At 65.0% G+C, this 17,984-nt stretch carries 16 protein-coding genes and 1 pseudogene; 11 read left to right on the top strand and 6 right to left on the bottom strand.

The genetic code is table 11. From position 1 onward, the window contains the following. A pseudogene (locus EN745_RS36065) lies at positions 1-252 on the bottom strand (helix-turn-helix domain-containing protein); the annotation flags it as partial. On the opposite strand from EN745_RS36065, the gene EN745_RS12515 reads away from it, so the two are divergent. After that, on the top strand, positions 251-1,354 hold the full coding sequence (locus EN745_RS12515; protein ID WP_127421387.1) for a citrate synthase/methylcitrate synthase: 1,104 nt from the start codon (positions 251-253) through the stop codon (positions 1,352-1,354). The pseudogene EN745_RS36065 and the gene EN745_RS12515 overlap by 2 nt on opposite strands. Positions 1,355-1,562: 208 nt before the next feature. Then, positions 1,563-2,693 carry a patatin-like phospholipase family protein gene (locus tag EN745_RS12510; protein WP_127421386.1) on the top strand — a complete coding sequence of 377 codons (1,131 nt, stop codon included), beginning with the start codon at positions 1,563-1,565 and terminating at the stop codon, positions 2,691-2,693. 27 nt (positions 2,694-2,720) lie between these two features. On the opposite strand, the gene EN745_RS12505 is transcribed toward EN745_RS12510, so the two are convergent. After that, the gene (locus tag EN745_RS12505; protein ID WP_127421385.1) at positions 2,721-3,317 is read right to left on the bottom strand and encodes a TetR/AcrR family transcriptional regulator; all 597 of its coding nucleotides are present in this window, start codon (positions 3,315-3,317) and stop codon (positions 2,721-2,723) included. Between the two features lie 124 nt (positions 3,318-3,441). Between EN745_RS12505 and EN745_RS12500 the strand changes: the two genes are divergently transcribed. From EN745_RS12500 to EN745_RS12475, 6 genes are all read left to right on the top strand, one after another. Next, positions 3,442-3,903: a (2Fe-2S)-binding protein gene (locus EN745_RS12500; RefSeq protein WP_127421384.1), complete on the top strand. Its 462-nt coding sequence runs from the start codon at positions 3,442-3,444 to the stop codon at positions 3,901-3,903. A gap of 2 nt (positions 3,904-3,905) precedes the next feature. Beyond that, positions 3,906-6,179, top strand: a complete 2,274-nt coding sequence (locus EN745_RS12495) for a xanthine dehydrogenase family protein molybdopterin-binding subunit (protein WP_127421383.1) — start codon at positions 3,906-3,908, stop codon at positions 6,177-6,179. After that, entirely contained in the window at positions 6,176-6,784 is a 609-nt protein-coding gene (locus tag EN745_RS12490) for a hypothetical protein (protein ID WP_127421382.1), read from the top strand. The genes EN745_RS12495 and EN745_RS12490 overlap by 4 nt, the downstream gene beginning before the upstream one ends. A 158-nt stretch (positions 6,785-6,942) precedes the next feature. Then, entirely contained in the window at positions 6,943-8,118 is a 1,176-nt protein-coding gene (locus EN745_RS12485; protein ID WP_127421381.1) for an efflux RND transporter periplasmic adaptor subunit, read from the top strand. Positions 8,119-8,191: 73 nt separating this feature from the next. After that, positions 8,192-11,362 (top strand): efflux RND transporter permease subunit, encoded by a 3,171-nt coding sequence (locus EN745_RS12480; RefSeq protein WP_127421380.1) that lies wholly within the window; start codon positions 8,192-8,194, stop codon positions 11,360-11,362. Positions 11,363-11,459: 97 nt separating this feature from the next. Beyond that, positions 11,460-11,618 (top strand): DUF3309 family protein, encoded by a 159-nt coding sequence (locus EN745_RS12475; RefSeq protein WP_126057915.1) that lies wholly within the window; start codon positions 11,460-11,462, stop codon positions 11,616-11,618. A gap of 47 nt (positions 11,619-11,665) precedes the next feature. Here the strand turns inward: EN745_RS12475 and EN745_RS12470 are convergent, their stop codons facing one another. Next, positions 11,666-12,625 (bottom strand): SDR family oxidoreductase, encoded by a 960-nt coding sequence (locus tag EN745_RS12470; protein WP_127421379.1) that lies wholly within the window; start codon positions 12,623-12,625, stop codon positions 11,666-11,668. A gap of 94 nt (positions 12,626-12,719) precedes the next feature. Here EN745_RS12470 and EN745_RS12465 point away from each other — a divergent pair, with 94 nt between their 5' ends. Further along, on the top strand, positions 12,720-13,634 hold the full coding sequence (locus tag EN745_RS12465; RefSeq protein WP_127421378.1) for a LysR family transcriptional regulator: 915 nt from the start codon (positions 12,720-12,722) through the stop codon (positions 13,632-13,634). Here EN745_RS12465 and EN745_RS12460 read toward each other — a convergent pair. The 3 genes from EN745_RS12460 to EN745_RS12450 form a co-directional block, all read right to left on the bottom strand. Next, positions 13,592-14,773, bottom strand: a complete 1,182-nt coding sequence (locus EN745_RS12460; protein WP_127400018.1) for an MFS transporter — start codon at positions 14,771-14,773, stop codon at positions 13,592-13,594. The two genes, EN745_RS12465 and EN745_RS12460, sit on opposite strands and share 43 nt — an antisense overlap. 395 nt (positions 14,774-15,168) lie before the next feature. Continuing rightward, complete coding sequence (locus tag EN745_RS12455) at positions 15,169-15,477, bottom strand: DUF1244 domain-containing protein (RefSeq protein ID WP_126057919.1); 309 nt, start codon at positions 15,475-15,477, stop codon at positions 15,169-15,171. Positions 15,478-15,499: 22 nt separating this feature from the next. Beyond that, a complete protein-coding gene (locus tag EN745_RS12450) occupies positions 15,500-16,297 on the bottom strand; it encodes an N-formylglutamate amidohydrolase (RefSeq protein ID WP_126057920.1) in 798 nt (265 codons plus the stop codon). A gap of 244 nt (positions 16,298-16,541) precedes the next feature. On the opposite strand from EN745_RS12450, the gene EN745_RS12445 reads away from it, so the two are divergent. Further along, positions 16,542-17,036 carry a DUF1036 domain-containing protein gene (locus tag EN745_RS12445; protein WP_126059333.1) on the top strand — a complete coding sequence of 165 codons (495 nt, stop codon included), beginning with the start codon at positions 16,542-16,544 and terminating at the stop codon, positions 17,034-17,036. After that, positions 17,033-17,984: pyruvate kinase (pyk, locus tag EN745_RS12440; RefSeq protein WP_127421377.1), on the top strand; the 952-nt coding region annotated here is incomplete at its 3' end. The genes EN745_RS12445 and pyk, both read left to right, overlap by 4 nt.

Genomic DNA, 17,984 nt, shown 5'->3' with positions numbered 1-17,984 from the left:
CTCTATGCCTATGTCAGCCGTGGCCGTATCGGCTGCGTCCGGACGCATGCCGATACGGCCACGGCTGACATAGGCATAGAGCGTCTGCGGCCGCACCTTGAGCCGTTCCAGCGCCTCCTCACGCGTCAGCCATTCGGTCATGTTGTTTGTCATGCAGCCGATTGCTTGGACATATTGATTCACTTGATCAAGATTGATGCCTCGAACTTGCACCATTAATTCAAGTCCGTAAATGGCGAAGGAGACGGACATGGCAAACGGGCTCGATGATGTGGTGGCGGCGGAAACCGTGCTTTCCGATGTCGACGGCCTCGGCGGCCGGCTGACGATCCGTGGCCATTCGCTGCCGGAACTGGCCGGCCGTTGGCGCTATCCGCAGGTGGCGCGCCTGTTGCTCGACGGCTTCTTCGACGACCTTCCCGGCGATGCTGAACTGGCCGAGGCGATCGGCCGGGCGCGGGTCGAGGTGTTCCTGCGGCTCCAGCCGATTTTTCCGACGCTGGCCGCGCTCGATGTCTACAGCGGCATGCGGGCCGGCATCGCCCTTTTGCCGGACGGCGGGACGTTGACGGATGCGCTGCGGCTGATCGCGGCGCCGGCGGTGCTGACTCCGGCCTTGCTGCGGGCGGGACGCGGGGACCAGCCGGTCGCACCAAACAAGGATGCCGATCATGCCGCCGACATGCTGCGCATGCTTGGTGGCAGCGCGGCCTCGCCCGATCTGGCCAAAGCGCTCGACACCTATCTCGTCACTGTCTGCGACCATGGTCTCAACGCCTCGACCTTCGCCACCCGCGTCGTCGCCTCGACTCAAGCCGGGCTGACCTCAGCGATTCTGGCTGGCCTAGGCGCGCTCAAGGGGCCGCTGCATGGCGGCGCGCCCGGACCGGTCATCGAGATGCTGGACGCGATCGAGGCGTGCGGCGACGCCGCCGGCTGGCTGCGCGACGAGATCGCGCAAGGCGAGCGCATCATGGGTTTCGGCCACCGCATCTACCGGGTGCGCGATCCGCGCGCCGACGTGCTGAAAGCGGTGGTGCGGCAACTGGCCACCCGCAAGGGGCCAGGTAGCGGGAAGATGGGCAGCCGGCTGGCTTTTGCCGAGACGGTGGAGCAGGCGGCGCTCGACGTGCTTCGGGTCGCCAAGCCGCAGCGTTCGATCCAGACCAATGTCGAGTTCTACACTGCGCTCCTGCTGGAAGCGGCAGGCTTCCCAAAGGACGCATTCTCCAACGTCTTCGCCGCCGGCCGCATCTCGGGCTGGATCGCCCATGCGCGCGAGCAGCAGACGACAGGACGGTTGATCCGGCCGCAGTCGCGCTATGTCGGGCCGGTGCCGGATCTCGTCGCCTAAGGCGGCCAGCCCATCTTGATGAATGTCGCCTCTCCGCCAAAAGGCGGTGAGGCTCTTCTTCATGACCGAAATTTCATGTGATCACGCGACCGTGTTCGTGTTCTTGCCTTGGTCAGGACTTATATGCTGCACTGCAACATAGGTCCCCTGCCGGCGCGTCGCCCGATTCCGGGCAGGACGAGGCCGGCCATTCAACGACAGGAACGCCATGACGACCAACGGCAAGGCGGAGGAAAAGAAGAAGATCAACATCGCGCTTCAGGGCGGCGGCTCGCACGGCGCCTTTTCCTGGGGCGTGCTCGACAGGCTGCTGGAGGATGGAAGGCTAGAGATTTCAGCCGTTTCCGGCACCAGCGCCGGCGCGATGAACGCGGTGGCGCTGGCCGACGGCTTTGTCCGTGGCGGCGTCGAGGGAGCACGCAAGAAGCTCGACGATTTCTGGCGTGCGGTGGCGCGGAAAGGCCGCTTCAGCCCGGTGCAGCGCATGCCGTGGGATGTCGCCTGGGGCAACTGGTCGATCGAGAACACGCCGGGCTATGTCTTCTTCGACACCATGTCGCGGGTGTTCTCGCCCTATGTCGCCAATCCGCTCGGCCTCAATCCGCTGCGCGACGTGGTCAAGCAGGAGATCAACTTCTCCAATGTGCGCGCCTGCAAGTCGGTGGAGCTGTTCATCTCGGCGACCAATGTCGAGACCGGACAGCTGCGCGTCTTCTCCGACGGCGAGATCGACCTCGACACGGTGATGGCCTCGGCCTGCCTGCCGCAACTGTTCCGCGCCGTCGAAATCAAGGGCGTGCCCTACTGGGATGGCGGCTATGGCGGCAATCCGGCGCTCTATCCGTTCTTCAAGACGAGTGCCACCGAGGACGTGCTCCTAGTCCAGATCAATCCGGTGGTGCGCGAGGGCACGCCAAAGAGCGCCAACGAGATCCAGAACCGCATCGACGAGATCACCTTCAATGCCGGACTCCTGCGCGAATTCCGCTCGATCGCCTTCGTCAAGGAACTGATCGCCGCCGGCCGGCTGCCGCATGGCGAGTACCGCGACATTCGCATGCACCGCATCGATGCCGACGAGGCTTTCAAGGACCTGTCGGCATCGTCCAAGGTCAACGCCGAATGGGCCTTCCTCGCCTATCTGCGCGATCTTGGCCGCAGCGCCGCCAGCGACTGGCTGGAGGAGAATTATGACGCCGTCGGCAAGCGGCCGACGCTCGATCTCTCCGGCGAACTCGACGACGGCTTCAAGCCGGTGCGCGGCCCGGCGCCGGGCCGGCGGGTAAAGGAGTTCCTCGAGGCGCGCAGGAAGCCCGAGCAAGCGCGGCGCCAAGCCTAGCTCGACCGGGGGCGCCGACCGCCGACGTCATCCTTTCCGCAGCGCCAGGTCGATCAGCCTGATCAGCGCGGCGGCGGCCCGTCGCTGCTCGTCCGGATTGCTGATGCGCATCTTCATGCCTTCCAGCCCGTCGAGCAGCATGTCGGCCAGCAGCCGCGCCGAAAGCCCCTTGGCGGCGAGGTCGACGCCGTTCCGTTTCACTTCGCCCTCGACCGCGCTGGCGATGTGCTCGACAAGGCCGTCGCGCCAGCAGCCGACGAGGTCGGCGACGCTCGACTTCAAGTCGAGCAGTTCGGCGCCGTGCGGGGAAGCATGGACAGCGCCGATCATCGAGATCAGCGCTGCGTCGACGGCGCGCATCGTGCGTTCGGCGAAGGTGCCGCCGCCTTCGAGCTCGCTCTTCGCCTGCTCGATGGAGCGACCGAGCAGCATCAGGGCGATGGCGCGGAAAATGTCGGTCTTGTTCTTGAACAGCAGATAGAGCGCCGGCCGCGACATGTCGGCGGCGCGCGCGATGTCGTCCATGGTGGTGCGCGTAAAGCCATAGGCGAGGAACACCTTCATCGCGCCTTCCAAAATGCGGGCGCGCTTGGGGTCGGCGGCGATGTCCTCGGCTTCGATCATGGCGAAAAGTCTACCCTGTGCAAACTCTATTGACAAAATGACGGATTTTGTCAAGGTGTATGGAGACGAAATGGCCGCCTTGCCATTTCGCTTCTGGTTATAGACGACAACGAAGGATATCCCCATGCGCCTCACCGTCGACGGGCAATCATTCGACATCGATGCCGATCCGGAAATGCCGCTGCTGTGGGCGCTGCGCGATCTGATCGGCAAGACGGGCCCGAAATTCGGCTGCGGCATCGCCGCCTGCGGTGCCTGCACGGTGCATGTCGACGGCCTGCCGGTTCGCTCCTGCTCGCTGGCGGTCGGGGAAGTCAGCGGCGCAGTCACCACCATCGAGGGCATCGGCACCGGCGGCAAGCTGCATCCGGTGCAGCAGGCCTGGCTGGAAGAGCAGGTGGCGCAATGCGGCTACTGCCAGGCCGGCCAGATCATGAGCGCGGTGGCGCTGGTCGACGAGGTTGCCGACCCGTCCGACGACGATATCGACAACGCCATGGGCGGCAATCTCTGCCGCTGTGGTACCTATCCGAAGATCCGCGCGGCGATCAAGAAAGCCGCGGCGCTGAAGACGGCGGGGCTCTGATCATGGCCAGCATCGGAAAGATCGCCCGCCGCACCTTCCTCATCGGCGCCGCCGCCGTCGCCGGCGGTGTCGCCGTCGGCTATTATTACTACCGCAAGCCCTTCGCCAACCCGCTCGAGGCCGATCTCGGCAAGGGCGAGGCAACCTTCAATCCCTATGTGAAGATCGGCGCCGACAACACCATCACCATCGTCGCGCCGCGCGCCGAGATGGGGCAAGGTGTCTCAACGACGCTTGCCGCCATGGTCGCCGAGGAACTCGACGTCGGCCTCGATCAGGTCAAGGTCGAGCACGGCCCGGCTTCCTATGCCTATTACAACGCGGCGATACTCCAGGAGGGCGGTCCGTTCCCCTTCTTCGACGAGAGCATGACGGCGGAAGCGGTGCGATCCGGACTCGGCGTCGTCGGAAAGCTGCTCGCCCTGCAGGGCACCGGCGGCTCGTCCTCGATGCGCGACGGGTTCGACAAGATGCGGCAGGCGGGCGCGGCCGCCAGGCAGATGCTGATCTCGGCGGCGGCGCAGAAGCTCGGCGTTTCCGCCGGCGAACTGGAAACCGCCAACGGCGCGGTCCTGCATAAGGCGTCGGGCAAATCGGTCACCTATGGTGAAGTCGCTGCCTCAGCCAGCGCCATGCCGCCGCCGGCCGAGGTCAGGCTCAAGGACAAGGCCGACTGGAAGCTGCTCGGCAAGCCGCAAAAGCGCGTCGACATGCTGGCCAAGGTCACCGGCGCGCCGATCTTCGGCATCGATGTCAGGCTGCCGGAGATGCTCTACGGCACGGTGAAGATGAGCCCGCGCTTCTGGTCGAAGCCGGTGAGCGCCGACCTCTCCAAGGCCGCGAAGATGCCCGGCGTGGTCAAGATCGTGCCGATCGAGACCAGCTACGGTCACGGTTTCGGGGTCATCGCTGAAAACACCTGGGCGGCGTTCAGAGCCGCCGAGGCGATCGAGGCCAAATGGGCCGACCCCGAATATCCGCTGGACAGCGCCGCCATCGACGAGGCGATGAAACAGGCGCTCACCACCAAGGGTTCGGCATTGCGCAACGACGGCGATGTCGACACCGCTTTCGCCGACACGCCGCGCGAAAAAATCGTCGAGGCCGACTATGCAGTGCCGTACCTGGCGCACGCAACGATGGAGCCGATGAACGCCACGGCGCGGCTGAAGGACGGCGCCCTCGACATCTGGTGCGGCAACCAGGCGCCGACGCTGGTGCGGCAGCTGTGCGCCAACGCGGTCGGCATCGAGCAGGACAAGGTCACGGTGCACACCACCTTCCTCGGCGGCGGCTTCGGCCGGCGCGTCGAGATGGATTATGCACTGTGCGCGGCGCTGATGGCCAATGAAGCCGGCGGCCGTCCGGTCAAGGTGACCTGGACGCGCGAAGAGGACATGCGCCACGACGCCTACCGCCCCGCGGCAATCGGCAAGTTCCAGGCGCGGCTCGGCGACGATGGCCTGCCGGTCGCCGTCGAAATGAAGATATCGTCGCCATCGATGATCGCCAGCACCTTGCGGAGGCTGTTTCCGTCGCTATCGGCAATGGGGCCGGACAAGACCATCGTCGACGGCGCGTACGACCAGCCCTACACGATCCCGAACTACCGGGTGAGCGGCATCGCCGCGCCCGTCTCCATTCCCGTCGGTTCGTGGCGATCGGTCGGCAGCTCGATCAACGGCTTCTTCCATGAAGGCTTCATGGACGAGATCGCGGCCGCTGGGAAAATCGATCCGGTCGAATTGCGCAAGAAGCTGATGGCCGCTTATCCGTCGGCGGTGAAAGTGGTCGAGACCGTCGCCGGGATGGCGAAATGGGGCGAGGCGCTGCCGGCCGGCAAGGCAAAGGGCATGGCCTTCACGCTGTCCTTCGGCAGCTGGGTCGGCGAGATCGTACAGGTCGCGGACACGCCGGCCGGCATCCGCATCGAGAAGGTGTGGATCGCTGCCGATGTTGGTACCGCGCTCGATCCCGACATCATCAAGGCGCAGCTCATCTCCGCCGCCATCTACGGCCTGTCGGCGGCGATGGGCCAGGAAATCACCTTCGCCGACGGCATGGTCGAGCAGTCGAATTTCCACGATTTCGACGCCATGCGCATCTTCCAGTGTCCGGTGTTCGAGGTCGCGGTGCTGGAGAATTTCCACAAGATGGGCGGCGTCGGCGAGGTCGGCACGCCGCCGGCGGCGCCGGCGCTCGCCAATGCCATCTTCGCGCTGACCGGTAAGCGCATCCGTAGGTTGCCGTTTTCCAAAGCGGTGGCCTTCGCATGAGGAAGCTTCTTATCATGCTGACGCCTGCTGCCATCATGTTCTTGGCGGCACCTTTCGCAGCCGCTCAGGAGAGCCAATCGCCGGCGCCGGTGAAGGTCGATGCAGCCAGAGGGCTGCCCGAATGGGACAAGGTCTATAAGGTATTCTCGCATCCGCGCTGCGCCGATTGCCATGTCGCCGATGACCGCCCGCGCTGGTCGGGCGCGCATTATGGCGGCACCCGCGTGCATGGCTTCAACGTTCAGCGCGGGAGCGACGGCTCCGGCTTCGGCAATCCGGGCCTGCGCTGCACGACCTGCCATTTCTCCAGTAATTCCAAGGCATTGCACGGGCCGCCGGGAGCCGAGAACTGGCACCTGGCGCCAGCCGAGATGGTCTGGTTCGGAAAATCCTCGGCTGAAATCTGCGCCCAGATCAAGGACCCTGCCCGCAATGGCGGGCGCAGCCTGCAGGATGTGGCGCTGCATGTTCGCGACGACAAGCTGGTCGCCTGGGGCTGGGCGCCGGGGGCTGATCGAGAGCCGGCCCCAGGCTCGGCAGAGGAGACATACAATGCGATCGAGAACTGGATGGCGGCGGGCGCGCCCTGTCCGGCAGCGCAATGATCCATCAAACTTTCTGACTATTTTGCGTTGCAACTTTGAGGTAGAAGCGGCGCTTCGCCGATCACGGCAAATTGAATAGGGCCTTGCGCGCACCCATATCGGCGACGCGCCCGCATTTAAAAAAGCGGCCTGGCCGAACCCCGCAGTGGAAAACGACGATGCCGAAAATCAGGTTTCACAAGCTTGCAGCCATTGTTGTGCTCATTGGATTCGCAGCCTGGATGGGAACGGGAGAGTTTTCATCCGTGGGCAGCGCCGCCGCCGACAATCCGAAGGTGGGAGACGCCCCAAAGGCAACGCAGCCAGAGGTCGGAGCACCGAAGACGGCTGACGCCGAGCCGAAGGCGCCACTGCGCACCGTCGCGGTGGTGACGCCGCCGCGTAAGACCTATGCGCGGGCGATACGAATCTCGGGGCTGACGGAGGCCGACAAGCGGGCGGTGCTGGCGACGCGTGTCGCCGGCGTCATCGACCAGCTGCCGGTCAAGCAGGGCCAGCGCGTCAAGACCGGCGACCTGGTGCTGATGCTGGCGGCCGAGGAGAAGATCTCCAACGTCGACAACGCCAAGCAGCTTCTGGTGCAGCGCCAGGCCGAACTGGAAGCGGCCCTGCGGCTGATGAAAACCGGCAATCTGCCCGCGCTGCAGCTCGACACCGCGCGCTCGAACCTGACGTCCGCGCAATCCCAGCTGGAGACCGCGCAAGCCGAGCTCGACCGCAACGAGGTCAAGGCGCCGTTCGATGGCGTCATCGACCGCATTCCGGTGGAACTCGGCAGCTCGGTGATGCAGGGCGGCGAGGTGGCGACCATCCTCAAGCTCGACCCGGTGATCGCGCGCGGCGAGGTCAGCGAGCGCGACCTGCGTTACATCAAGATCGGCGACGAGGCCAATGTGCGCCTGGTCAACGACCAGAAGGTGACCGGCACGGTTCGCTACATCAGCCGCGACGCCTCATCGCAGACCCGAACCTTCCGCGTCGAGGTGGCGATCCCCAATGCCGATGGCGCCATCCCCGCCGGCATGACGGCCGAAATCACGCTCAGCGCGCAGCCGACCGATGCGGTCATGCTGCCGCGTTCGGTGGTGACGCTGGGCGACAAGGGCGACCTTGGCATCCGCGCCGTCGGCAAGGACAACAAGGTGGCGTTCTATCCGATCGATCTCGTCGACGACACGCCGAACGGGCTGGTGCTGGGCGGCATTCCGCAGGACGCCCGCATCATCGTCGCCGGCCAGGAGCTGGTAAAGGAAGGCGACGCGGTCAAGCCGGTCGAGGCCGACCAGGCAACGATCAACAAGCTGATCGGCGAAGCCACCGCCGGCACGCAGTAGCGCGGCCAGGCGCCGGGCGCTGCCCGGCGACGGCCAGGTCGCTGCTCCTCGAAGACAACAGCAGGCATAAGTCATGGATATCGTCAGACTCGCCATCCACAACGCCCGCCTCACAATATCCGCGCTGCTGTTCCTGCTCGTGGCGGGCTGGGTCGCCTATCAGTCGACGCCGAAGGAAGCGGAGCCCGACGTTCCGATTCCGATGATGTATATCAGCCTGATTTACCAGGGCATCTCGCCGGAGGATTCCGAGCGCCTTCTTCTGCGCCCGATGGAAAGCAAGCTGAAGAACCTCAAGGGCCTCAAGGAGATGCGTTCGGCCGCCTTCCAGGGCGGCGGCTACGTGCTCGTCGAGTTCCAGCCGCAAACCAATCTAGCGACCGCGCTGCAGGACACGCGCAGCAAGGTGCAGGACGCCAAGGCCGATCTGCCGCAGGCCGCCGAGGAACCGACGGTCAACGAGGTCAACGTTTCCGAATTTCCGGTTCTAGTCGTGACGCTTTCGGGCGACGTGCCGGAGCGCGTGCTGACGGCGGCGGCGCGCGAACTGCGCGACCGCATCGAGGAAGTGCCTGGCGTGCTGGAGGGTTCGCTGCAGGGCGCCCGCGACGATCTGGTCGAAGTGGTCATCGATCCGGTCAAGCTGTCGTCCTACGGGCTGCAGCTCGACCAGGTCATGCAAGGCGTCGGCGCCTCCAACAGCCTGGTCGCCGCCGGCAATCTCGAGGGCTCGGAAGGCAAATACGCCGTCAAGGTGCCGTCGCTGATCGAGACGCCTGAGGACGTCGCCAACCTGCCGGTCGTCGCCACGCCCAATGCCGTGGTGCAGGCCAAGGACGTCGCCACCATCCGCTCCACCTTCAAGGATGCCGAGACGGTGACGCGCCTTGACGGCAAACCGGCGATCGCCATCGAGGTGAAGAAGCGAATCGGCGCCAATCTGATCGACACGCTGAACCACGTCAGGGAGGTGTCCGACAGCTTCATCAAGACGATGCCGGAGGGCATGCACGTCACCTACACGCAGGACAAGTCGGTCTTCGTCAACCAGTTGCTCGGCGACCTGCAGAACCACGTGATGATCGCCGTCATCCTGGTGTTCATCGTCATCCTCTACGCTTTGTCAGGCCGCGCTTCCTTGCTGATTGGCCTCGCCATCCCGTCGTCCTTCCTGATCGGCATCCTTCTGCTCGCCATGATGGGCTACACGATCAACATGATCGTACTGTTCAGCCTCATCCTGGCGGTCGGCATGCTGGTCGACGATGCCATCATCGTCACCGAATTCGCGGAACGGCGCATGAGCGAGGGCATGCCGAAGGCGGATGCTTTCGCGCTGGCCGCAAGGCGCATGGCCGGCCCGGTCATCGCCGCGACGATGACGCGCATCGCCGCTTTCTCGCCGCTGCTGTTCTGGCCTGGCATCATCGGCGACTTCATGAAATACATGCCGATCACGCTGATCGTGACGCTGTCGGCCTCGATGCTCTATGCCCTGGTGTTCGCGCCGACGCTGGGCGCCATCTTCGCCAAGGCGCCCAAGCATCACGAGGACGAGAACCGCGACGGCTGGTACATGGCGCTGGTCAAGCAGGCGGTGCGCTTCCCGATCACCGTCATCCTGCTCACCGTCGGCCTTTTGGTCGGCGTCGGCTTCGCCTACTCGAAATACGGCGCCGGCGTCGAGTTCTTCCCCAGCGTCGAGCCGGATTACGGCCTGCTCTACGTGCATGCGCGCGGCAATCTCTCGCTGGCCGAGATGGACGCCGCCACCAAGGAAGCGGAGAACCGGCTGCTCGGCTGGCCGGGCGTCAAGTCGGTCTACACGCGAGCCGGCAAGACGCAGGGAGGCGGCCAGGATATCCCAGAAGATGTCGTCGGCGTTATCCAGTACGAGTTCGTCGACTGGCGCGAGCGCAAGTCGGCCAACCAGATCCTCAGCGATCTGCGCGGCGTCATGGCAGGCATTCCCGGCGTCGATGTCGAAGTGCGTGTGCCGGAGGCAGGCCCGCCGACCGGCAAGCCGATCCAGATCAGGCTTTCGGCCGCCGACCCCAAGGGCCTCGACGACAAGGCACGCGCGGTGGCGGCGCGGATCGCCAAGATACCCAACGTCATCGACATTTCGGACGGCCTGCCGCCGCCCGGCGTCGACTGGGCGCTCGAGGTCGACCGCGCCAAGGCGGCGCAATACGGCATCAGCCCGACCTCGGTCGGAACGGTGGTGCAGCTGGTGACCAACGGCTTGAAGCTCTCGGAATACCGGCCCGCCGGGGCGGACGACGCGGTCGACATCAGGCTGCGGCTACCCGAGGACCGGCGCACGCTGTCGACGCTCGATGAGTTGAGAGTGCAGACCTCGCAAGGGTCGGTGCCGATCTCGAACTTCGTCGTGCGCAAGCCCGAGCCGACGGTCGGCATCCTCAACCGCATCGACGGCGCGCGAACAGTGGTGGTGCAAGCCAATGTCAGCGCCGGCGCGCAGGTCGCGGCGGTGCAGCAGGAGGTCACCAAGGCCGTCTCCGAGATGGATCTCGGCAGTGGCATCCGCTGGAAGCTCGCCGGCTCCAACGAGGACAGCGCCGAGGCCGGCGCCTTCCTCAGTAAGGCCTTCGGCGCGGCGATCTTCCTGATCTTCCTGGTGCTGCTCATGCAGTTCAACAAGTTCACCAGCGTCTGGCTGGTGCTGTCCTGCGTGGTCATGGCGACGGTCGGCGTGTTCCTCGGACTGCTTCTGACGGGCGAAGCCTTCGGCATCGTCATGTCCGGCATCGGCGTCATCGCGCTGGCCGGCGTGGTGGTGAACAACAACATCGTGCTGATCGACACCTACGACCGACTGCGCGAGGAAGGCTGGGACAAGATGGACGCGGTGCTGCAGACCTGCCGCGAGCGCGCCCGTCCGGTGGTTTTGACGGCGGTGTCGGCCATCCTCGGCGTGCTGCCGATCGCCTTCGGCCTTGGCCTCGAAATCTTCCATCACGAGACGACGATCAACGCGCCGTCGACGCAGTGGTGGATTTCGCTGTCGTCGGCGATCGTCTTCGGCCTCTCCTTCGCCACCTTGCTGACGCTGGTGGTGACGCCGTCGATGCTGATGGTGTTCACGCGCAGCAAGGACAGCCGCTTCAACGCGTTTTTCGGGCGGCTGTTCCGGCGCGGCAAGGGCAAGGTTTCAACGATCGTTGCCGACCACGATGCAGGCGCCGAGCCGGCAATCGCCTTCCAGAAAGCTGCCGAATAAGTCAACTCAACCAGCAAGATAAAGGCCGCCCGGGGAACAACCGGGCGGCCTTTTGCATTGTTCCGGCATAACTTCACCTCATGGCGAGGGCTTTCTCATGACGATCAGCACACTTCTCGTCATTATTCTCATCCTCATCCTGATCGGCGCCGTGCCGGCATGGCCGCATTCGCGCTCCTGGGGCTACGGCCCTTCGGGCATCGTCGGCGTCATCCTGGTGGTGCTTTTGATCCTGCTGCTGATGGGCAGGATCTGATCCTTATGCGACCGAGCCATATCACGGCTCGGTCGTGTCAGCTCAAATCAGGCGGCCGCGCGTGGGGCGGGCGCGACGGCAATGCCCATGTCCCGCATGGCTTCCTTCACCGCCTGATCGAGCGGGGTGTGTGGGATTTCGCCAATGATCTTCTCCAGCCGTGTCGAGACCAGCCGGTGCTCCTCGAAACGAAGGTAGGACATCGAGACGATCTCACGCCACATCGCCACGAACGGGCTGCCAGCGCGTAGCACCCACCAGGGCATGAAGCCGAGCTTCAGCTTGCGCCCGAGCGGATTCTCGGCCGCTGCCTTGATATCGAGGTCGGTGACGGCATGGCCGGGGAAGTTGAGCGCCTCATAGAAGCCGAGCTTGTCCAGATTGCGCGCCAGGCCGACGAAGGCCACGGCGAAGTCGGGCAGATAGGCCCATTCATGGACGAGGTCGGCCGGGCCGGGCGCGGTGTAGATGCCCTTCTCCATCTTGGCGGCAACGACCAGGTCGAACCAGGAGCCGCTGCCGGTGCCGCCGAAGAAGTCGCCGGCCCTGAGCAGAATGGTGCGCACGCGGCCGGCCTCGGCCTTGCGGCGAAACAGATCCTCCATCGCGACGCGGATGCGGCCCTTCTCGGTCGTCGGCCGGAAAGGCGTGTCTTCCGTGATCACGCGAGGCATCGGCGAGCCGTAATTGTAGACGGTGCCGGGGAACAGATGAAGCGCGCCGTTACCGCGGCAAGCGGCCATGACGTTCTCGGCCATCGGCAGGCATTTGCCCCAGTCGGTGTAGATCGGGTTCAGGCCGTTGAAGATGATGTCGACGCCTTGCGTTGCGCGGATCAGCGAGTCTCGGTCGAGCGCATCGCCGGCTATCGCTGTAGCGCCCTTAAGCTCGGCGGGCACCTTGCCGCTGCGGGTGACGGCGCGAACGTCGAAGCCGGCGTCGATGAAGGCTTTGCCTACGACGCGGCCGAGCCGGCCATTCGCGCCGAGGATTGCGATCTTGGTCATGTTTCGTCTCCGTGTCTGCGTTAGGCCACCAATTTGAGGTTTTCGCAAACGAATGGAAATTGACTGATTTTGGCGATTTGATATTCATAAATGGATGACGGAAATCGACTGGAACCTGATCAAGAGTTTCGTCACCGTGGCAGAGACCGGCAGCCTCTCCGGCGCCGCGCGAAAGCTTGCGGCCAGCCAGCCGACGCTCGGCCGCCACATCGCCGAGCTGGAGCAGGCGATCGGCGTGACATTGTTCCGACGCGGGCGCAGCGGCTATGCGCTGACCGAGGCTGGCAACGTGCTCTATGAGCGCGGCAAGGCCGTCAGCGAGCAAGCGAGCGCGTTCTCGCTGCTGGCCCTTGGATCGGTCGAGGCGATCGAGGGCACCGTGCGCATCGCCGCCAGCGAGGTGGTGGCGGCCTATGTGCTACCGGATATCACCGCGCGGCTCTGCGTGGAGGAGCCGGGCATCGAGGTCGAGATCGTCGCTTCGAACCAGGTCGAGAACCTGTTGCGCAGGGATGCCGATATCGCCATCCGCATGGTCAAGCCGGCGCAGAACGAGCTGGTGGCGCGCAAGGTCGCCGACATTCCGCTGCGTTTCTGTGCGGCGAAGGCCTATCTCGACCGGCGCGGCCGGCCGAGCCGGCCCGGTGACCTCGCCGATCATACGCTGGTCGGCTTCGACCGCAGCGATGAGATCGTCCGCGGCCTCAATGCGTTCGGCATTCCCGTCAGCCGCGGCAGCTTTCGCTTCAGGACCGACAATCAAATCGTTCTTTGGGAAGCGGTGCGGACGGGAAATGGCATCGGCATCGGCCAGGAACCGCTGGCCGAACGCGATCCGTCGCTGGAGCTCCTGCTGCCCGGGCTGCCGTTGCCGTCGCTGCCGGTGTGGCTCGCCATGCATCGCGACGTGCGTAGCAGCGTGCGCATCCGCCGCGTCGCGGATTTCCTCCATGAGGAGCTGAAACGCTATTCGGCCGGCGCGGGCTCGGGGGAGAATTCGGCGCGGTGAGCAAGCCCGGCCATCAGAAGGACGACAACCAGCAGTCCCGACAGCGCGACGAAGATCGGGCCGAAGCTCGAATGCTCGGCGACGAAGCCGATCGCCGACGGCGCCACCAGTATGCCGGAATAGCCCATGGTGGTGACGACGCTCATGCCGGTGCCGGATGACATGCCTTCCTGGTTGCCGCCGGCCGAGAAGATGATCGGTACCATGTTGGCGATGCCGAAGCCGCAAAAGCCGAAGGCGGCAATCGCAAGCCATGGCGAGGGCGACAGCCCGGCCACCAGCATGCCCGCCGCGGCGGCAAGAGCCGAACCGCGCAGCGTCGTCACCGCGCCGAAGCGGTCGCGCACACCGTCGCCGAGGAAGCGCATGAGCGCCATGACGCCGGAAAAGGCGGCATAGGCAAGGCCGGCGAAGGCAAGGTCGGCGCCGAGCTCCTGCTGCAGGTAGAGCGCCGCCCAGTCGAGCACCGCGCCCTCGGAGACCATGGTCAGCAAAGCCATCAACCCGACCAGATAGACCACGGGGTGGCCCGGCAGCGAGAATTTCTGGTGCTCTGTCTGCTGCGGCTTGTCCTCTGCGATCAGGTAGCCGATCGCAAAAGCGACAACCGCGAAGGCGAGCGCCGTAACCACGGTCGCATGGACGAGATGGCCGTAATTCTGGATGGCGAAGCCGCCGAGAGCGCCGCCAGCGAAACCGCCAAGGCTCCAGAAGCCGTGCGAGGACGACATGATGGCGCGGGCGAGCCTTCTTTCCACCGCCACCGCATTGGCGTTCATGGCGACATCCATGCCGCCGATCGAGCCGCCGAAGATGAACATGGCGATGGCCGCCAGCGGTACGTTGGGGGCGAGCGCCACGGCCAGCAAACCGAAACTGCCGCACAGGCCGAACCAGCGCAGCACCGTGCGCGAGCCGTGCCTGGAGATCAAATGGCCGCACCAGGTCATCGCCGCCACGGCACCGGCGCCGAACAGGAGGATCAGCAGGCCGAGCGTGAATTTCGAGATATCCAGACGGGTCAGGAACACCGGGATCTGCGGCGCCCAGCTGCCGGTCAAAAAACCATTGGCGAGGAAGATGCCGGCCACGGCCCAGCGTCCGCGAATGGCGGCCTCAATCGTGTTTTGCGCGCTCATGGTCTGTCCGCACTACGAATGGTTTGGGCGCAAGTTAGATCGATTCAATCGGCGGTCAAGAGCCGCATTAGGCGACGTGCTTGGACCAAAGGGCGACGGAGGACCGGTTTTCGTTCGTGGCAGGCTGCTGCCTTGGAGGTTGGCGAGAACGCTTCCCGTTCGTCATCCACGGGCGGAGCAAGGAGCGGAGCGACGCGCGCAGACCCGAGGATCCATGCCGTTACCTAAGAGCGCCGCTACCGTGCAGAACACTCCCTGGGTTGCCTCGTTACGATCTTATCCTGTACCGCCGTGCTCTTCGGCAGCCGTCACGGAATGGATTCTAGGGTCTGCGCGACGTCGCTTCGCGACTGCTTCGCCCTAGAATGACGAAGTCGCGAAGGCGCTCGCCGCCGCTAGTGATCCTTCGGGCGCCTTGCCTCGAACTCCGCCTTCTTCGCGTCGGAAGCCTCGGTCTGGTTCAGCGCCTGCCACTCGGCATAGGGCATGCCGTAGATGATCTCGCGCGACTCGTCCTTGGAGAGCGCGACGCCGTCGACCTGCGCCGCCTCGCGATACCAGTTCGACAGGCAGTTGCGGCAGAAGCCGGCAAGGTTCATCAGATCGATGTTCTGCACGTCGCCGCGCTCGCGCAGGTGTTCGACCAGCCGGCGGAAGGCGGCGGCCTCGAAATCGCGCTTCTGCTCGTCGCTAAGCTCGGTCATGTCATGCGCTCCTCAGGCCCTGTCACACCGGCCCGGTGCGCGAGCCGAACTTCTTCACCTGGTGTATATCGGGACGGCGGTCGATCGCGTCAACGATCGGCGCCAGCTGCTCGGCCCAGGCGAGGGCGTCTTCGCGCCCGGCGATCAGGTCCTGGCGGATCTCGATCAGCGCATGGGCGAAGCCGTTGACGATGGCATGCCGGAACATGGTGTCGCCGCGCAGCGCCCCATCGTAAGGTTCGTTGTCGCCGACGACGAGGCTCTTGTCGGCGGCGAGCATGTCGATCAGCGGCCGCGCCACGCGGTCGTCCAGGTCCCACAATATACCGACATGCCAGGGCCGCCGGATGCCCTGCATGACCGGTGTGAAGGAGTGGACCGAGAAGATGAAGGGCGCCTTGCCGGACGCCTCGGCCACCGAGGCGATCATGGCGCCGACGGCGTCGTGATAGGGCCGGTAGAAGCGGTCGAGCCGTCGTTCCCGCTCTTCCGCGGCCATGGGGTAGTTTCCCGGCACGATGGTGCCGTCATAGAGCTGGCGGATCAGCGTCGGGTCGTCCTCGCCGCGGTTGGGATCGATCAAAAGCCGCGAGAAGTTGGCGAGCACAGCCGGCACGCCGAGCGTCGCCGCCAGCTCGCGCGTCACCGTCTCGACGCCGATATCGTAGGCGATGTGCCGCTCGAACTCGCTCGCCGGCAGGCCGAGGCTGCCATACTCCTCAGGCAGGGCGCGGCGGGCATGATCGCCAAGCAGAACGATGCCTCGCTTGCGATCGCCTTCGACGATATCGAAAGGCGCGAAAACTGTGGATCGGGTCATCGGCTGGAATTGGTCTGGTCGCTGGCTTCCCGGCAGAGTGGTAACGTCATTCCACGAAGAGGACGCTGGCGCAATGCCGTTGTTTGGCCACGGTTTCTGCGAAGAATCCAACGCATGGCGACAAATCGCGCCTGGGGCCTTCTAAATCGATTGGAATTGAACAAAACGGCGCGTTGACATGCGCCCGGAGTTTGCCGAAAAGGGGCGTCGAGAGATGCAGATGTCGTTCTTGAGGGGTTTCAGGATGGGTTCCGCCGGCAGGTCGCGCATGCGCCGTGCCTTCGCCTTGCCGATCCTGACCGTCGCCGCCGGGCTCACAGCCATGGTCGCGGCGTCGCCCGCCCGGGCCGATTTCCGCGTCTGCAACGCCACACAGAACCTGGTCGGCGTCGGCATCGGCTATCGCGCCAAGGCCGGCTGGATCACCGAGGGCTGGTGGCACATCGAAGGGTCGAGCTGCAAGACGCTGATCGAGGGTCCGCTGTCATCAAGGTTTTACTATCTTTATGCAGAAGACGCCGAGCGCGGCGGGCGCTGGGATGGCCCGATCAACATGTGCGTGGCCGAAAAAGAGTTCAAGATTGCCGGCGTAACCGATTGCGTCGCCCGGGGCTTCCAACGCGCCGGATTCCAAGAATATGACACGGGCGAGCAGGCAAGCTGGATGGTCCAGCTGACCGACGAGCCCGCAACGGGAGGCGCACCAGCGGCCCCCGCCCCGGGAACAAACAGTCAATGAGACGTAACCGCAAGGTCAAGATCCTCGCCACCATCGGTCCGGCCTCCTCCTCCGAGGAGATGTTGAAGAAGCTTTTCGAAGCCGGCGCCGATGTCTTCCGCATCAATATGAGCCATACTGACCACGATCTGATGCGCACGCTGGTCGGGCGCATCCGCGCGGTCGAGGACGCGGTCGGCCGGCCGATCGGCATTCTCGCCGACCTGCAGGGTCCGAAGCTGCGCGTCGGCAAGTTCGCAAACGGCAAGGAGACGCTCAGCGTCGGCCAGACCTTCACGCTCGACAACAATCCGGAACCCGGCACCTCGAGCAGAGTCTACCTGCCCCATCCGGAAATCCTGAGCTCGGTCGAGGCCGGTCACCGGCTTTTGATTGATGACGGCAAGCTGGAGCTCAGGGCGGTGAAGAGCGACGGCAAGTCGATCATTTGCACGGTCGTCGCCGGCACCACGATCTCCGACAAGAAGGGCGTCAGCCTGCCCGACACCGACCTGCCGGTCGGCGCGCTGACCGAGAAGGACCGCGCCGATCTCGACGCGGTGCTGGCGGCCAGCGTCGACTGGGTGGCGCTGTCCTTCGTGCAGCGGCCGGAGGATCTCGCAGAAGCGCGCAAGATCGCGCGCGGCCGGGCACTGATCATGGCCAAGATCGAGAAGCCGCAAGCGGTGGCCCGTCTGCCTGAAATCATCGAGCTGTCGGACGCGCTGATGGTTGCGCGCGGCGATCTCGGCGTCGAAATGCCGCTGGAGGCGGTGCCCGGCATCCAGAAGCAGATCACGCGTGCCGCGCGCCGCGCTGGCAAACCGGTGGTAATCGCGACGCAGATGCTGGAATCGATGATCACCGCGCCGGTGCCGACGCGCGCCGAGGTCTCGGACGTGTCGATCGCCGTGTTCGAGGGCGCGGACGCCATCATGCTTTCCGCGGAGTCCGCGGCCGGCGCCTATC

Source organism: Mesorhizobium sp. M4A.F.Ca.ET.022.05.2.1 (assembly GCF_003998845.1).
GTDB lineage: Bacteria > Pseudomonadota > Alphaproteobacteria > Rhizobiales > Rhizobiaceae > Mesorhizobium.
The sequence above is the reverse complement of the archived record's forward strand: the minus strand, read 5'-3'. Positions and strand labels throughout refer to the sequence as shown.

Bases quoted from the DNA above. Each gene is read 5' to 3' on its own strand.
- EN745_RS12515 (WP_127421387.1), top strand. From the start codon at position 251: ATGGCAAACGGGCTCGATGATGTGGTGGCGGCGGAAACCGTGCTTTCC.
- EN745_RS12510 (WP_127421386.1), top strand. From the start codon at position 1,563: ATGACGACCAACGGCAAGGCGGAGGAAAAGAAGAAGATCAACATCGCG.
- EN745_RS12505 (WP_127421385.1), bottom strand. From the start codon at position 3,317: ATGATCGAAGCCGAGGACATCGCCGCCGACCCCAAGCGCGCCCGCATT.
- EN745_RS12500 (WP_127421384.1), top strand. From the start codon at position 3,442: ATGCGCCTCACCGTCGACGGGCAATCATTCGACATCGATGCCGATCCG.
- EN745_RS12495 (WP_127421383.1), top strand. From the start codon at position 3,906: ATGGCCAGCATCGGAAAGATCGCCCGCCGCACCTTCCTCATCGGCGCC.
- EN745_RS12490 (WP_127421382.1), top strand. From the start codon at position 6,176: ATGAGGAAGCTTCTTATCATGCTGACGCCTGCTGCCATCATGTTCTTG.
- EN745_RS12485 (WP_127421381.1), top strand. From the start codon at position 6,943: ATGCCGAAAATCAGGTTTCACAAGCTTGCAGCCATTGTTGTGCTCATT.
- EN745_RS12480 (WP_127421380.1), top strand. From the start codon at position 8,192: ATGGATATCGTCAGACTCGCCATCCACAACGCCCGCCTCACAATATCC.
- EN745_RS12475 (WP_126057915.1), top strand. From the start codon at position 11,460: ATGACGATCAGCACACTTCTCGTCATTATTCTCATCCTCATCCTGATC.
- EN745_RS12470 (WP_127421379.1), bottom strand. From the start codon at position 12,625: ATGACCAAGATCGCAATCCTCGGCGCGAATGGCCGGCTCGGCCGCGTC.
- EN745_RS12465 (WP_127421378.1), top strand. From the start codon at position 12,720: ATGACGGAAATCGACTGGAACCTGATCAAGAGTTTCGTCACCGTGGCA.
- EN745_RS12460 (WP_127400018.1), bottom strand. From the start codon at position 14,773: ATGAGCGCGCAAAACACGATTGAGGCCGCCATTCGCGGACGCTGGGCC.
- EN745_RS12455 (WP_126057919.1), bottom strand. From the start codon at position 15,477: ATGACCGAGCTTAGCGACGAGCAGAAGCGCGATTTCGAGGCCGCCGCC.
- EN745_RS12450 (WP_126057920.1), bottom strand. From the start codon at position 16,297: ATGACCCGATCCACAGTTTTCGCGCCTTTCGATATCGTCGAAGGCGAT.
- EN745_RS12445 (WP_126059333.1), top strand. From the start codon at position 16,542: ATGGGTTCCGCCGGCAGGTCGCGCATGCGCCGTGCCTTCGCCTTGCCG.